Raw genomic sequence first — 14,158 nt, 5'->3', positions numbered from 1 at the left:
TGATAGTCGTGAATTCCTGGATACACCGAATCACGATAAAATGAGAACAGACAAATCGATGTGAGGTGGACGCGTTGAAATCAATCATAACCCTGGATCGTGTAAGCAAAGCTTTTAAAGGAAAAATAGCGGTCGATGATCTGTCCTTATCGATCGGGGAAGGCAGCGTCGTTGCGCTGCTCGGCCCGAACGGCGCCGGCAAAACGACAACGGTCTCAATGATCCTAGGCCTTCAAGAACCGACCGAAGGGACAATCCGCCTGCTAGGCGGCAAACCGCGAGATACGGCTGTTCGCGACCGGATCGGCGCCATGCTGCAAGATGTGAATGTCATTGAAGGCTTGACAGTACTGGAGACGATCGACCTGTTCCGTCACTATTATTCCAAGCCGCTGCCCTTGCAGAAGCTTGTCGAGATTTCCGGTCTGGACGCGGAAAGGAACAAACGAGCCTCCGCCTTATCCGGCGGACAAAAGCGCAGGCTGGGATTCGCCCTGGCGTTAGCCGGCGATCCCTCCATTCTTTTTTTGGATGAGCCGACGGTCGGCATGGATATTACGGCGCGGCAGCATTTCTGGGAGACAGTGCGCGGCATGGCCGCACGAGGGCGCACCATCATTTTGACCACGCATTATCTGGAAGAAGCCGACAGCATCGCAGATCGCATCGTCGTCATCAATAAAGGCAAGCTGATCGCGGACGGATCGGCAGCAGAAATTAAAGCATCCACGAATCAGAAGACCATTTATTTCACAGCTGGGCCGGGACTGACCCCGGAGATGCTGGCTGGCATTGAGGCGATCACGGATGTCACGTGGAGCGGGCGCAGGGTCAAAATCATTAGCCCGGATACCGACCAGGTGATTTTCGCCATCGTACAGCGGCAGCTCGATATCAAAGATATTGAGATTCATACCGGCGGCTTGGAAGATGCTTTTCAATTTCTGGTGCAACAGTAAAGGAGATGTCCACGATGAGAGCCATGATTGCGCAGTGCAAAGCTGAATTGTTACGAACGTTTCGAAATAAGCGGTTTTTCGTCTTCTCGATGATTATGCCGGTGATCTTTTACTTTATTTTCACCTCAACGATTGGCGACAATACCGAGGTAGGCGGCGTCGCCTGGAAAGCGTATTACCTGATGTCGATGACGGTGTTCGGGGTCGTCGGCGCCTGTGTGAATACGCTGTCGATCAAATTTGCTCAGGAACGGACGCAAGGCTGGATCCGCATGATTGAAATTACGCCGCTTCCTTCCAGTGCGTATGTCATTTCCAAAATCGTGTCGCAAGCCATCGTCAATCTCGTCACCATCATTTTTATGTTCATTGTCGGGGGCGTTGTCAAGGGCGTTGATCTCTCCTTTGTCCAATGGCTGACGTGCGGCTTGTGGATTTGGCTCGGGGCCTTGCCTTTTATGGCGCTAGGCATTCTGATCGGCACGATGAAAAGCGTCGAGGTGACGCAAGTGGTTGCGCAAATTGTGTTTATGGCCACATCGATTGTCGGCGGTTTGTGGTTTCCGATTCAGTCCATGCCGAAAATGATGCAAGACATCGCATCCTATTCCCCTTCGTATCGCTTTGGCCAAGGCGCATGGAATTTGGTTGCCGGCGCTGGTCCAAGCCTGACAGGCACGCTGATTCTTGCAGGCTATCTGATCGTATTTGTGCTATTATCTTCTTATATCTTAAAAAAGCAGAAAGCGGTCTAACGCATGAACTCGCTGCACTCCATCAAAAAAAAGCCGTTTGAACACATGTGGTTCGCCTGGTTTTTCTATCTGATTTTCCCGATTGTGAATTTGATTTCAAAGCCGCCCGCACTTATGTGGTTCGGCTTTGCTTTGCTTGTCGTCCTCGCTGCGTTCATCCTGCTGGGCTTCAAAAACGAGAAGCAGAGGTGGTTCTATACTGTTGGGTTATTCCCGATCATCGCTTATTTGACGATCACCTGTAATCCATTTTTGATCTGCATGTTCTTTTATACCGTGCCGTTAATCTCCTTGCTGCCTTCAAAGCGGCAATTTTGGAGCGTGCTTTCAGGGCTGCTTTTGTCGGTGATCCTTGTTGTTTGGCTTGACTTTACACAATATTTTGACGAAGGGGCATGGTATATGTTCCCTTCCCTAGCCATTATGTTTGTCATTCCATTTGCCATGCGGGCGCGCCGCAGATCCAACGAACTGAAAGAAAAGCTGATTCTCGCCAATGATGAAATCACACGCCTTGCAACGATTGAGGAGCGGCAGCGCATTTCGCGCGACCTGCACGACACCCTGGGGCATACGTTATCGTTAATTACCTTGAAGAGCGAGCTGGCCGAAAAGCTGATTCTGAAGTCGCCTGAACGCGCGATTCAAGAGGTCAACGATATTCAATCAACGTCGCGGGCGGCGCTGCAGCAGGTCAGAGAGCTCATCTCCGGCATGAATGCGATTTCGCTCAGGGAAGAGATTGCTCGGTCCAGCGCGATTTTAAAATCGGCGGGCATTGCGTTTGAAACACACGGGAATGTTCATGAGTTTCAGGCGCCGCCGATGGTGCACAACATTTTTGGAATGTGTCTTAGAGAAGCGGTGACGAACGTTGTGAAACATAGCGGGGCCCGTTTGTGCACCGTCTCTCTGCAGGAGGAACCAGGTGACTGGACGCTGATCATTGCGGACAACGGCGTCCCGTGCAAAGAAGCGTCTCCGCACATTCCTTCCTCAGGGCGCGGCTTGCTCGGCATGAAAGAGCGGCTGGAACTCATCGACGGCACATTGGCCTTTCATACAGGTACAGGCGCAGGAACTCGGCTGATTATTCGGGTGCCGCGCATTATTCGGCATCCCCAAGTTTAATTCTAAGGAGAGAGACGAGCATGAGAGTGATTATAGCCGAGGATCAGGGTATGCTGCGGGGAGCTCTCAGCGCCCTGCTGGATCTGGAAGACGATATTGAGGTCGTTGGACAAGCGGACAATGGCGAGCAGGCTTTGGAGCTCATTCAAGATTTACTGCCGGATATTTGTCTATTGGACATTGAGATGCCGAAAATGACGGGGCTGGACGTTGCAGAGAAAGTGAAAACCGACGGCCTCGCCTGCAAAGTTGTCATTCTGACGACCTTTTCCCGTTCCGGCTACTTCCAACGGGCTATGCGGACCGGCGTCCACGGTTTTCTGTTGAAAGACTCGCCGATTGAAGAGCTGAGTGCGGCGCTGCGAACCGTTCAGCTAGGCGGCCGAGCCGTATCTCCCGCGCTGGCGCTGACCTTCTGGGATACGGAAAATCCGCTCACGAGCAAAGAGCAGGAAATTCTGAAGCTGATCGCGCAGGGGTTGTCCGCGAACGAAATGGCCAAGATATTGTTCTTGTCCAGCGGGACGATCCGCAACTATGTATCTGAAATTTTGCAAAAGCTGGACGCCAAAAACCGGATCGACGCCATCGCGATCGCCGAGAAGAACGGCTGGCTTTCATAACGATAAAGGCAGAGGAAGCCCGGCTTCTTCTTATTCTACCTGCCCCGCTCTCGCGATACGCGTATCGAAATGCACGTCATAGGAGGCGCTTGGGTACATCTCGTGCCACGATTCGCTTGTCAAATGAGAGCGATACACTTGACTGCGCATCAATTCACCGAAACCGATGGGGTCTGATGTCAAGGCAGTCAGCTTGTGCAGCAATTCCATCACGTCCGCTTCCGCTTTCTTACTGATCGCCTGTTCCAGCGCTGCAATCACCTCGGCATTACCAAGATCAAGCGGAGCTGAAACCTCCGTTAGCATGCCCTTCATGCGAATATCAACCTGAAATTTCAGGGGCTGTTGACTGACGAACTTCTTCTTGCTTTCGCTTTTAATATTCTCGATCACGATTCGCACCTTCTTTTCCTTGAGCTGCGAAGCAATCTTCCCCAAATCTTCCACATTGAGCGTTAATTCAATACTCCCCGCTTTATACCGATCCCTGATCATTTTCATATAAAAAGTTTCATCCGGATTCACCGTGCCAACCATGTGGTCTCCTCGAAAAACGGCCACATCCTTGAGCTCGATCGCATCTCCCTTGCGCTCCAGGAGCGGGATCATTGGATCTTCAAGTGAATAGAAATTCGAAAGAAATTCATGTAGGGTACTTGAAATAAACTGCTCGCGAATAATGTTCTGATGTATATTCTCCACGATATATGCCCCGACATCCGGTATCTCCGGATACTTATGCATCAGTACCTCTTCCACATCTCCCTTGCTGATGGCCATATAAAGCGTGCTGGAAATGGACGCGTCGCGAAACAATGTGTCAACGAGCGGCAGAATGCCCTTCTTGGCAAGCTTTTCGTTAAAAATTGCAACACGCAATTGGCCCGACACAATTTTCTTATGCGATTTCCGGTTCGCGGCAGTCCGCGCGCCCTTGCTTGTCATCGCTTCCGACGTTAGCCGCATGACCGGAGTTTTGGAGTTCGGATCAATCTGATGCAAAACGTACGTCGCTTTAATGCTCTCGCCATCCAGATTATCGTAACCGGCGGCAATGGTCATGCCCAAATCTTCAAGCACATTCTTCTTCAGATTCAAAGTCAACGGCAATGACATCACCAGGATTAAAAAGAAAATCATATTCATTTTTTTCATGTTCGCGCCTCACCCGCATTCAACGTCCTTTTCTGTTTCCTTACGTAAACGCAGGCAGCCGCATAGAGAACGAAGGGGTAGGCATAGACGAGGTAGATGCACCCCTTGGCAAACACGTCGTTAAGCATTACGATCTGAATTCGGGTACCGATCAACGAAGATGCCACGAACACAACGCCTATAACGGGATACAGCCAATATCGCTGCTGCCAGGCAAATATGCGTTTTAACCCTTTTGAAGCCGCCCAGCAAAAAAACAGCAAGTTCGGCAAAATCACCATCAGCCACAAACTGACGCCAATAAACTCGAACCGCTCTAGAAAAGGAAATTTAATCACTTTCAACATGGTGAACGTAGCCCAATTCGTTTTCAACAGCTCTCCTCCGCTAAAAAAAACGATGGACACCAGCATCACGGATGTATAAACCAACGTAACGCTCATTAGCCCTAATTGCGTATAAAGCTGAACTTTAGCTTTTTCCTTCGCATAGGCATAAATAAAATAGAGAATTTCAAAGCCAGTCATCGCGAGGCCCGTGGATTGCATCCCTTTGACAAATTGCTCCCCATTCACTTCCATCAGCGGCAGCAAACGGTTCCATTCCGAATATCGCAGTGGAAAATAGAGCAGCAGGATCAGCCAGGCTGTCATGCAGGTGAAAACAAAGCTCGCGCCTATGATAGTCCGCAGACCTCCTCTTACCCCGTAAAATACCGCACAGCTTATTAATAGCGATAGCACCCATTGCGGTGCCGTCGGAAACAACCATACCTGAACCATTTCCACATAATTTCGCAGTTCTACCAGCATGGCAAACACAAAATACCCGATATACACAAAGTTCATCGCGTATCCCAGCACTCTTCCATAAACCATAACATGAATGTCATATAAGTCTTTATCCTTAAATTTCATGAGCGTTCGAATCATCAGCCACACAACGATCTGATTGACGATGCCCACTGCCAGTACGGAAAGCCAAGCGTCATGTCCGGCATCCTTAAACACGAATCTTTGAAAACCTGGAAGACCAACGCCCACTTGAGCATCATGGATGAGAAAGATGAGCAGAAAGCTGCTATACAGAAAGGGAGTTCGTGATTTATTCATCAATATCCGGACTCCCCTTCTTTTGGTTCTCTGCCATATTGGCAAATACCGGCCGCTTTGGAGCCATTGGAAACGGAATGCGCAGAATGCCATCCCGCTTATTCTTCGCTTTTATTGCGTACGGCGGATAAAAATAAGGGTGCCCGGCGCTCGATAACTGCAACAGATGGATAACGAGCAGTGTTGTACTGAATACCATGCCAAACAATCCTAAAATTCCGGCGGAAATAATGATCGGAAAGCGGATAATGCGCACAGTAAAAGCCATTGACAAAACCGGTGTCGTAAATGACGACAACGCGCTCAAAGCTACGAGAATAATCAGAATATTGCTCGTAAACCCAGCTTGCACCGCGGCTTGCCCGATTACGATAGCGCCTACAATGCCCATCGTTTGCCCCACCTTGGTTGGAAGCCTCGCCCCAGCTTCGCTGAGCAGTTGAATGATCGTTTCCAGCATAAGTGCCTCGACAAGCGGAGGAAACGGCACTCTGGCGCGCGATTGGGCGAGAGGGACGAGCACCGCCTGCGGAATGATTTCATAATGATACGTAAGCGCCGCCACATAAATGGCGGTTGCATAGAACGAAATGCCGATCGCAATAATTCGCAGCCCTCGAAGAAACAGGCCGATGATCCATCTGGCGTAATAATCTTCGATTGACTTAAAAAAATCCAAGAAAGTCGAAGGCGCAACCATCACATGAGGGCTGCCGTCGACCGCGACGACGATTTTACCTTCAAGCAGCGGAAATATGGCCCGATCCACGCGCTCCGTTGTCACGACTTGCGGAAACATGGAGCCTGGGCTGTCCTCCATCCACTGTACGAGTATCGTCGTATCGATCAACGCTTCCAGCGCCAACGCCTGCAATTTATCATGCACATGCTTAACGATAGCGGCGTCTGCACGGCTGCTGATATAGATCAGACGGATATCCGTCTGGGTGATGTTCCCCAGTGTCATGCTGATTTCACAAAGATCGGGATGTCGCAAATACTGATGGATGAGCGCAACATTCGTTTGCAAGTTTTCCGAGAACCCCAGCTGAGGCCCTAAAATCTGGCTTTCATTCTCCGGTTTCATCAGCGACCGCTCGCGAACTTTCGCCGTGTCGGCCAAGATGCCGACAGGGTAGCCATCAAGGTGAACATATGTCCAACCGCGCAATATATACTTCTGCATCGTTTCCCAATCTGGTTCTGGCAACTGCTCGCAGATCGGCAGCAAGGCTGCCAACTGCTCAGGCGTCATCGAACCGACCGCCTGCAGCAGAGGATGAAACAGTTCTTGCAGCAATAAGTCGCCGTTGACCAAATTACTTAAATAATACACGCCAATAGTGGGCTCTGTCGGCAGCTCCCGAGAGACGAAATCCGGGAACATCTGAAAGGCTGTTTGCAATTGCTGCTGCATCTGCTTAAGCTCGGGAACGAGCGAATAGGAAGCAGATTGACCTGCGACCGCGCGGCTCACTTTCGGCCTCGATTTGAAAAAAAATTGAAAGAAAGAAAACATAAGGTTCACCCAGTTAGCCAATAAATTTGTTAGAGATATATTTTCCTGGAAACAAGCGGAATATGTAAAATATACGGCGGCGCTCAGGTAGTCAAAAAAATTTTCCGTAACTTCGTACCAGCCTTGCATAAATTTAAAAATGCTGCGCATGATACTAAAACACCACAGAAAAGGAGTGTTTCATTCCATGGCAAACAACAATAACACATTGGTAGTTCAACAAGCAAAAGCAGCTCTTGATCAAATGAAGTTTGAAGTCGCACAAGAACTTGGTATTCAGCTTAACCCTGACTACAACGGTAACCTTGCGACGCGCGAAGCCGGTTACATCGGCGGCAACATCACAAAACGTCTGGTTCAAATCGCTGAACAACAGCTGTCCGGTTCCGCAGGCGCTCGCCGCTTCTAATTACCGGATCAAGAAAAACCTATTCAAAACCCAAAAGACTGCAGACGCTTCGTTAAGAAGCCCTGCAGTCTTTTTATTTGCTCGCAAGCACACAACGTCATCTCTCCTCATAAAAATAGGCAAAGATAACCGCATGCAAAGCCTGCACAAATGGGGAGACGCACATGATTGTCGTTGGAGGTACGAACAACATCGCTTTCGGGACCGGGATCTTAACGGAGAGAACCCACGCCATTTTTCACACGAAGCAGAATAGCCCGCTGCGCTATCACTACGATTCAGCGGAAACTTTATTATTCGAGCTGACCTTGCGGTCGAACATCGTCGAGGCGGCGCGGGCCCTTAGCCGAAGCGGCGCTTATTTTGCCGATTTTCAGCATTCCTTCTGCAATCCGGTCTACTGGGAGCGGACGAAAGAAGGGAAGTTCAGGCTGCGAAGCGGTGCATCGTCGCATGACGCCATTCAAGATATTTTTGCCAATGGGACGGCCTATGCGTTCGAATGCTCTATGGCAGTAATCGTCGTGCTGCATAAAGGGATTCTGGACACAATCGAAGAGCGTCACTATGAGGCGCTGTTCGCTGATCTATTCTTGTTCGACGAAAATGCCAATCGCCGCCTCCAACTGATCGACCGCCGCCCTATCCAAGAAGCCGTCGCCGGCGATATCCTCTACGTCCAGAACCCAGACTATGATCCGACCATTCCTTGGGCAAAAGGCGAGAACGTTGTGATGCTCGACAATGGTCGTTTTTTCGGGCATGGCTATGGGATGGGCGTCGCTTCAGCAGAGGATGTGATGACAATTCTCAATAAGCAGCGCCTCCCGGAAAGCACGATATCCGCTTCGTTCACGGATCGGTTCGTTCATCCCGATTTCGCCTACTTTGCACAATGGGCTAGACGCGGGTACAACCAGCCGCTCATCGCCACAATCGGGGATTGGATGCATGTGGAAAAAATTTAGTTCCGCATGTGCCCGCTTTTTTACTCGGTGCATAAGATGGCTTATGCTTGCAACGAAAGGGGAACCAACATGACTGACTATCCGACATTCACCGAAGATAATCTTCCGCTGTACGCTTCCAACACCCGCAATGAGGCTCACAAAACGACCTCGCCGGCACCTGTCTGGACAGGTGCGCAGCTTCCGGCGCAGCAAGCGCCGACCGTCGTAACCCCCATGCCGCTTCCGGCTGCACAACCGCCAATCGTAACCGGCGATAACATGCCGATCTTCGCGCAGCCGGGCATGGCCGCAGCTGCAGGAACGGGCACACTTCCTTCGGCGTACACACAACCCGCCGCTGATCCGGGCACTGCCGCTCACGCCGTCTACCCTGCGCATCCCTATGCGTATCATCCGCATGTTCAGCATGGTTACCACCCTATGCATCATGCCGTTCATCATCCGATGCATCATCTCGTTTACATTCCTGCCCATCACCTGCCCTACTATCCGCATCTGTACCATCACGCCGTTCACCCGCATCATTATCCGCACCACGTCCACCATGGCCATCATGGCCATCACATCCAGCACCATGGGTACCAGCATGCGCAGCCGCATGGACAGCAAGGCACTCATCATCACGGTCAGCAGCATCATTAAACATAACAACCAAAAGAACCCTCGGCCCAATCATGGGTCGAGGGTTCTTTTGGTTATTATGATTCGAGAACCCACTATTGACACCTCACCTGACTCAGGCTACCGTTAGCTTTATAGGAAAAAATTCCTGCTGAGGAGGTTACCGCCATCACACAACCATCGCATTCAATCCAAGCTTCACAGCTTGATCGAAACATGAAAATTGAAGATGTACAGGACGAGGGCCTGGCCTGGCATTCGCCGCTCGAAGCACCGTTTCGGATTGACGGCTTCGCCTGGCTCGCAGATGAAGGCAAGTACCGCCGGCTGCCGATTGCTCCCGCACATCCACTGCCTTCTGCCGTCGATAGCTTGGCCAACTGTACGGCCGGCGGAAAAATCCGCTTCCGCACCAACTCCGCGAAGCTGTCCATCCGCGTCAAATTGACCGGCCCCGGCAATATGTATCACATGCCCGCAACCGGACAGTGCGGCTTCGATTGCTATCTCGGAGAACCGGGCGAGGAGCAGTTCTGGACGACAGCACGGTTCGACCATACGAAAGATGCGTACGAAGCTTCCTTCTATAGCTGGGACGAAAAGCGCGAGTTTTGCGTGAACCTGTATTTCCCGCTGTATCAGGGCGTCGAGGAGGTCTGGATCGGCCTCGAGCCGGATGCCGCGCTGAGCGCAGCGCCGGCGCTCGCGAGCGACAAGCCCGTCGTGCTGTATGGCACGTCGATTCTGCAAGGTGGCTGCGCCTCCCGTCCGGGCATGGCGTACCCGAACATTTTGAGCCGGATGCTGCCGATGACTTTTGTGAACCTCGGCTTCTCCGGCAACGGCAAGGGCGAGCCTGAGGTTGCTCGAACGATCGCGGACATTGCTGATCCCGCCATGTTCGTACTGGATTATGAAGCGAACGTCACCCCCGAAGGGATGGCTGACACGCTGCCGGGCTTCATCGGCATTTTGCGCGAGCGCCACCCGGAAACGCCGATTCTGGTTATCTCCAAAATCCGCTACGCGAAGGAGCGGTTTGATCCGCAGGTGCTGCGCCTGCACGAGGTACGGAGAGACATTCAGCGAGACACCGCTCAACGTCTCCAATCGGCGGGCGACCGTCACCTGCACTTCTTCGACGGCTCGCTGCTGCTCGGCGAAGACTTCAGCGACTGCACGGTCGACGGCGTGCATCCGACAGATCTGGGCTTTCAGCGAATGGCCCAGTCGCTGGAGCCGACGTTCCGCGCGCTGCTGCAGGCGTATTTGGCCTAGCTTTTAGATACCGGCGAATATTCGCGAAACACTTGCGTTGAAGCAGCTGCAAGGCTGATGAACCTGCATTTTGTACATGAATATCGGCAGTTTTCCCGTAACACAGGTGCACTTCCTGCATTTCCTACATGTAATTTTGGTGATTTTCTCCAAATGAGGCTAAAATGCGGCCTGGTTCGTATTTTTGATGTATGTTTTACATGATTTCGCCTGTAAACAGGAAAATCGGGGGAATTTGATGTAGTTTTTACAGGATCCCTGCTGGGGGGCAGGTTCGGGGACGGGTTCGGGAGCAAGTTCGCGGTTCGCGGTTCGGGCTCCGAGTTCCGGGTTCGGAGTCCATGCTCCACGAAAACCAGCACATCCCATCGCACCGCAGCAAGGCCCCCCCTCGCTGCAACACAAAGAGACGCCCCGTCCAACCAGACGGCGCGTCTCTTCCTCTTATCCCCTGCGTCGCCATCCGAATACGCGCACATGCACGATGCCTTTGGTCACCCAGTGGGTAATGACATACAACAGGATAAACAGCAAAATTAACGGCTTAAACAAGATCCATGCGGCAATCCAGGCGACCCAAATTTGCCATGACTTCATTTTGCGGATGAGCCGGGAAGGCGCCAGGAAGATGCGATACACCCGGTTGCTGATCTGCAGCGCCTCGAGATATTCATCCTGAAACTGCTTGGATTCGGGGTTCAAGCGTACAGCTGTGCGCATATACGTCTCTTGCTTATCGTAATCTCCTCGACGGGACGCCGCCCACGCCAAATAAAGCAGCACGAGCGGAGCTTCCGCATCGTATTGAATGGCTTGGCGCTCCAATCGCTTAGAAGCGCCGTCGTCACCCAGGAGCGCTTCCAGATAGCTGAGCATAGCCAAGTATAACGGAGATTCCGGCTCTAGCTCTACAGCTTGGAGCAATTGAACTCTGGCCTCCTGGAACTTGCCTTTTTTCGTCAAGCGATTCGCTTTCAGAAAAAAATAGTGCGCCTCATAAGGATCGACGCGCTGCGCTTCCGGGAGAGCACGCTCGAATTCGCGCTCATTGTCCGTTTCGTAATAGACCCCGACGAGAACGAACCAGGCATGGGGATGCTCCGGATTGCGCTTGAGCGCTTCCTTCGCTTGATAAAGCGCTTTGTCGTAATCGCTAAGCTTAAGAAACACGCGGGCCTTCAGCGCATACACGTCAGGATCCTCAGGATCCTGCTGCAACAATTTGTCCAATTCCGCGAGCGCTTCCTTATACCGCTTCCAATTGATGAGCTGCAAAGCTGAGGCATACGCCGCTTGTGTCGACGGATCGGCTATCATCGTTTTCACCTCCGCCGGCTATTTAATGCCGTGCTGCTTGATGTAATCGAGCACGATTTTGTAGTCGTGATTGACATCGCTGAAGGTCGCGTAATTATTCGCCGTCGCGAACCATTCCAGCGTCGTCGATTTGCGCGCTTTGGCCGCCGCCAGCAGATCCTCTTGCCTGATCGGCTGAATCTCACCCGTTTCAAATGTCCGCTCCATCGCACAATCGACGGCATCCTTGACGACTTGCTCCAGGTCCGCGCCAGAGAACAGCTTTGTCTGCGCGGCAATCTTGGCCAGCTTTAAGCTGCCCATCGGCTTGCCGGCAAGCTTCAGCTCGAGAATGGCCTCACGTTCCGCTTCCGCCGGCGGCGGTACGAACACGAGATGATTAAACCGGCCCGGCCGACGCAGGGCGGAGTCGAGATACCACGGCGTGTTCGTTGCGCCAATGACGAACACCTGATCATTATTCGCCTGCAGCCCGTCGAGCTCAAGGAGCAGTTGATTGACTAGCATCCGGTCGTGATGCTGTCTCATCTGATGGCGGCTTCCGCCCATTGCATCCAATTCATCGATGAAAATAACGCAAGGCTTATTCTCTCTGGCTTTTTCGAAAATATCGTGCAGATTGTGTTCGCTCTGCCCAGCATACATCGAGAGAATCGCTTGCAATTCAATATGTAAAAAATTTGCATCAATCTCGCCGGCAACCGCCCGGGCAATGAACGTCTTCCCGCAGCCCGGAGGGCCGTAGAGCAGCAAGCTTCCTCCCGCTTCTTTGCCGTAGGCCGCAAACACTTCGGGCTGCTTGAGCGGAAGAATAAAATTCATGCGAATTTTTTTCTTCACCTCTTCCAGTCCCCCTACGTCTGCAAAGGTCTCTTTCGGCTTCTCCGATTCTACCAGCATTTGATCATCCTTGCTGAATTGAATGAGTTTGAGTTTGTTTTTTCGACGCTGCGCAAGCTCGTCTTGATCGGACATCTGCCTCACCCCTTGTCAGAATTACATCTAGTTTACCATAACTGCTTGCCAGGCTCATCCTGCTAGAGTGATAGAGTCATAAAGAAAAAGAGCGACGCAACATCCGTATTCACGGCATCGGTCACTCTTCTATTCTTAATACACGTCGCGCTGGTAGCGCCCTTGCTCTTGAATCTCGGTTAAGTACGCTTCCGCCGCTTCACGGCTCAGCCCGCCTTCTTTTTCAATCACTTGCAGCAGTGCTTCATGAACGTCTTTGGCCATGTTCGTCTTGTCACCGCAGACGTAGAAGTAGGCGCCTTTATCCAGCCATGCGAACAATTCCTGGCTGTGCTCCAGCATTTTGTGCTGCACATACACCTTCTGGTCCGAATCACGCGAGAAGGCTGCATCGATACGGCTCAATACGCCGTCTTGCTGATATTTTTCGAGTTCTTCCTGGTAAAGGAAATCTGTCGCGGAATGCTGGTCGCCGAAGAACAGCCACGCTTTGCCTGTCGCCTTGGTCACCGCACGCTCCTCGATGAACGAACGGAACGGCGCAATGCCTGTGCCAGGGCCGACCATGATAATGTCTTTCTCCAGCTCTTCCGGCAGATGGAAATGCTTGTTGAGCTGCACGAACACCGGCAGCGTGTCGCCTTCTTGAACGCGTTCAGCGACCTGCACGGAACACACGCCTTTGCGCTCACGGCCGTGAGCGTTGTAGCGCACAGCGCCGATCGTGAGGTGCACTTCCTCCGGGTGCGCAGCGATGGAGCTCGCGATGGAGTACAGGCGCGGCGTCATTTTTCTCAACAGCGATACGAGATCCTGTGCCGACAGCTTCCAAGGCCCGAAGTCCTGCACCATGTCCAGCAAATCGCGCCCGTTGGTGTACTCTTTCAACTGGTTGGCATTCTCGGTCGACAACAGCGATTTGAGCGCTTCGTTCTCGGTGAATGCCGCAGCTTGCTGCAAAATTTTCTTCGATAACAGTGTAATTTCAAAGTAATTCGTTAACGCATCTTTCAAGGACAGCGTGTCGCCTTCCTTATTGATGCTAACGGACGCCGCACCGTCTAACTGTGCAGCTGCCAGCAGTGAAGCGACGAGTTCCGGATCATTTTGAGGGACAATTCCCAGCGCATAGCCTGGAAGATAGGTCAGATTGGAACCTGCGAGCGATAGTTCAAGATGCCGTGTTTCTTTATGAGAACCGGCTCCGTTCAGATTAACATTCTTGAGAACTTTCGCCGGGAAAGGGTTTGTTCTTGAAAATGCGGATTGTTGGACATCAGTTACTTGCATTCATCTTCACCTCAAAAATTATAATAATTTAGAATATCACAAA

At 51.7% G+C, this 14,158-nt stretch carries 15 protein-coding genes; 8 read left to right on the top strand and 7 right to left on the bottom strand.

What is annotated here, in order from left to right; translation table 11 throughout:
- Positions 1-74 precede the first annotated feature (74 nt).
- Genes ABE504_RS11505 through ABE504_RS11490 form a run of 4 tightly spaced genes read left to right on the top strand, consistent with a single transcriptional unit; the run spans position 75 to position 3,468 of the window.
- A complete protein-coding gene (locus tag ABE504_RS11505; RefSeq protein WP_430088245.1) occupies positions 75-959 on the top strand; it encodes an ABC transporter ATP-binding protein in 885 nt (294 codons plus the stop codon).
- A 14-nt stretch (positions 960-973) separates the two neighbouring features.
- Positions 974-1,714, top strand: a complete 741-nt coding sequence (locus ABE504_RS11500) for an ABC transporter permease (RefSeq protein WP_430088243.1) — start codon at positions 974-976, stop codon at positions 1,712-1,714.
- Positions 1,715-1,717: 3 nt separating this feature from the next.
- On the top strand, positions 1,718-2,845 hold the full coding sequence (locus tag ABE504_RS11495) for a histidine kinase (RefSeq protein ID WP_430088241.1): 1,128 nt from the start codon (positions 1,718-1,720) through the stop codon (positions 2,843-2,845).
- Between the two features lie 20 nt (positions 2,846-2,865).
- Positions 2,866-3,468, top strand: coding sequence for a response regulator transcription factor (locus tag ABE504_RS11490; RefSeq protein ID WP_430088239.1), 603 nt, complete (start codon positions 2,866-2,868; stop codon positions 3,466-3,468).
- A gap of 30 nt (positions 3,469-3,498) precedes the next feature.
- Here the strand turns inward: ABE504_RS11490 and ABE504_RS11485 are convergent, their stop codons facing one another.
- From ABE504_RS11485 to ABE504_RS11475, 3 genes are read right to left on the bottom strand one after another with little or no spacing between them, the layout of a single operon-like run.
- On the bottom strand, positions 3,499-4,623 hold the full coding sequence (locus tag ABE504_RS11485) for a Ger(x)C family spore germination protein (protein WP_430088237.1): 1,125 nt from the start codon (positions 4,621-4,623) through the stop codon (positions 3,499-3,501).
- A complete protein-coding gene (locus tag ABE504_RS11480; protein ID WP_430088235.1) occupies positions 4,620-5,735 on the bottom strand; it encodes a GerAB/ArcD/ProY family transporter in 1,116 nt (371 codons plus the stop codon). The genes ABE504_RS11485 and ABE504_RS11480 overlap by 4 nt, the downstream gene beginning before the upstream one ends.
- Positions 5,728-7,212: a spore germination protein gene (locus ABE504_RS11475; protein ID WP_430088233.1), complete on the bottom strand. Its 1,485-nt coding sequence runs from the start codon at positions 7,210-7,212 to the stop codon at positions 5,728-5,730. Before ABE504_RS11475 ends, ABE504_RS11480 begins: the two co-directional genes overlap by 8 nt.
- 229 nt (positions 7,213-7,441) lie before the next feature.
- Here ABE504_RS11475 and ABE504_RS11470 point away from each other — a divergent pair, with 229 nt between their 5' ends.
- From ABE504_RS11470 to ABE504_RS11460, 3 genes are all read left to right on the top strand, one after another.
- Positions 7,442-7,663, top strand: coding sequence for a small, acid-soluble spore protein, alpha/beta type (locus ABE504_RS11470; RefSeq protein WP_430088231.1), 222 nt, complete (start codon positions 7,442-7,444; stop codon positions 7,661-7,663).
- A gap of 164 nt (positions 7,664-7,827) precedes the next feature.
- The gene (locus ABE504_RS11465; protein WP_430088230.1) at positions 7,828-8,631 is read left to right on the top strand and encodes a protein-glutamine gamma-glutamyltransferase; all 804 of its coding nucleotides are present in this window, start codon (positions 7,828-7,830) and stop codon (positions 8,629-8,631) included.
- A gap of 69 nt (positions 8,632-8,700) precedes the next feature.
- On the top strand, positions 8,701-9,276 hold the full coding sequence (locus ABE504_RS11460) for a hypothetical protein (protein WP_430088228.1): 576 nt from the start codon (positions 8,701-8,703) through the stop codon (positions 9,274-9,276).
- 177 nt (positions 9,277-9,453) lie between these two features.
- On the opposite strand, the gene ABE504_RS11455 is transcribed toward ABE504_RS11460, so the two are convergent.
- Complete coding sequence (locus ABE504_RS11455) at positions 9,454-9,603, bottom strand: hypothetical protein (RefSeq protein WP_430088710.1); 150 nt, start codon at positions 9,601-9,603, stop codon at positions 9,454-9,456.
- Between ABE504_RS11455 and ABE504_RS11450 the strand changes: the two genes are divergently transcribed.
- Positions 9,538-10,533 (top strand): SGNH/GDSL hydrolase family protein, encoded by a 996-nt coding sequence (locus ABE504_RS11450; protein WP_430088695.1) that lies wholly within the window; start codon positions 9,538-9,540, stop codon positions 10,531-10,533. The genes ABE504_RS11455 and ABE504_RS11450 overlap by 66 nt on opposite strands.
- Before the next feature lie 444 nt (positions 10,534-10,977).
- Here ABE504_RS11450 and ABE504_RS11445 read toward each other — a convergent pair whose 3' ends face one another.
- The 3 genes from ABE504_RS11445 to ABE504_RS11435 form a co-directional block, all read right to left on the bottom strand.
- Positions 10,978-11,850, bottom strand: a complete 873-nt coding sequence (locus tag ABE504_RS11445; protein WP_430088226.1) for a tetratricopeptide repeat protein — start codon at positions 11,848-11,850, stop codon at positions 10,978-10,980.
- Positions 11,851-11,868: 18 nt separating this feature from the next.
- Positions 11,869-12,825 (bottom strand): ATP-binding protein, encoded by a 957-nt coding sequence (locus tag ABE504_RS11440; RefSeq protein ID WP_430088224.1) that lies wholly within the window; start codon positions 12,823-12,825, stop codon positions 11,869-11,871.
- A gap of 135 nt (positions 12,826-12,960) precedes the next feature.
- Positions 12,961-14,115, bottom strand: coding sequence for a sulfite reductase subunit alpha (locus tag ABE504_RS11435; protein WP_430088222.1), 1,155 nt, complete (start codon positions 14,113-14,115; stop codon positions 12,961-12,963).
- Positions 14,116-14,158 lie beyond the last annotated feature (43 nt).

Source organism: Paenibacillus oryzisoli (assembly GCF_050467285.1).
Lineage (GTDB): Bacteria > Bacillota > Bacilli > Paenibacillales > NBRC-103111 > Paenibacillus_E > Paenibacillus_E oryzisoli_A.
The sequence above is the reverse complement of the archived record's forward strand: the minus strand, read 5'-3'. Positions and strand labels throughout refer to the sequence as shown.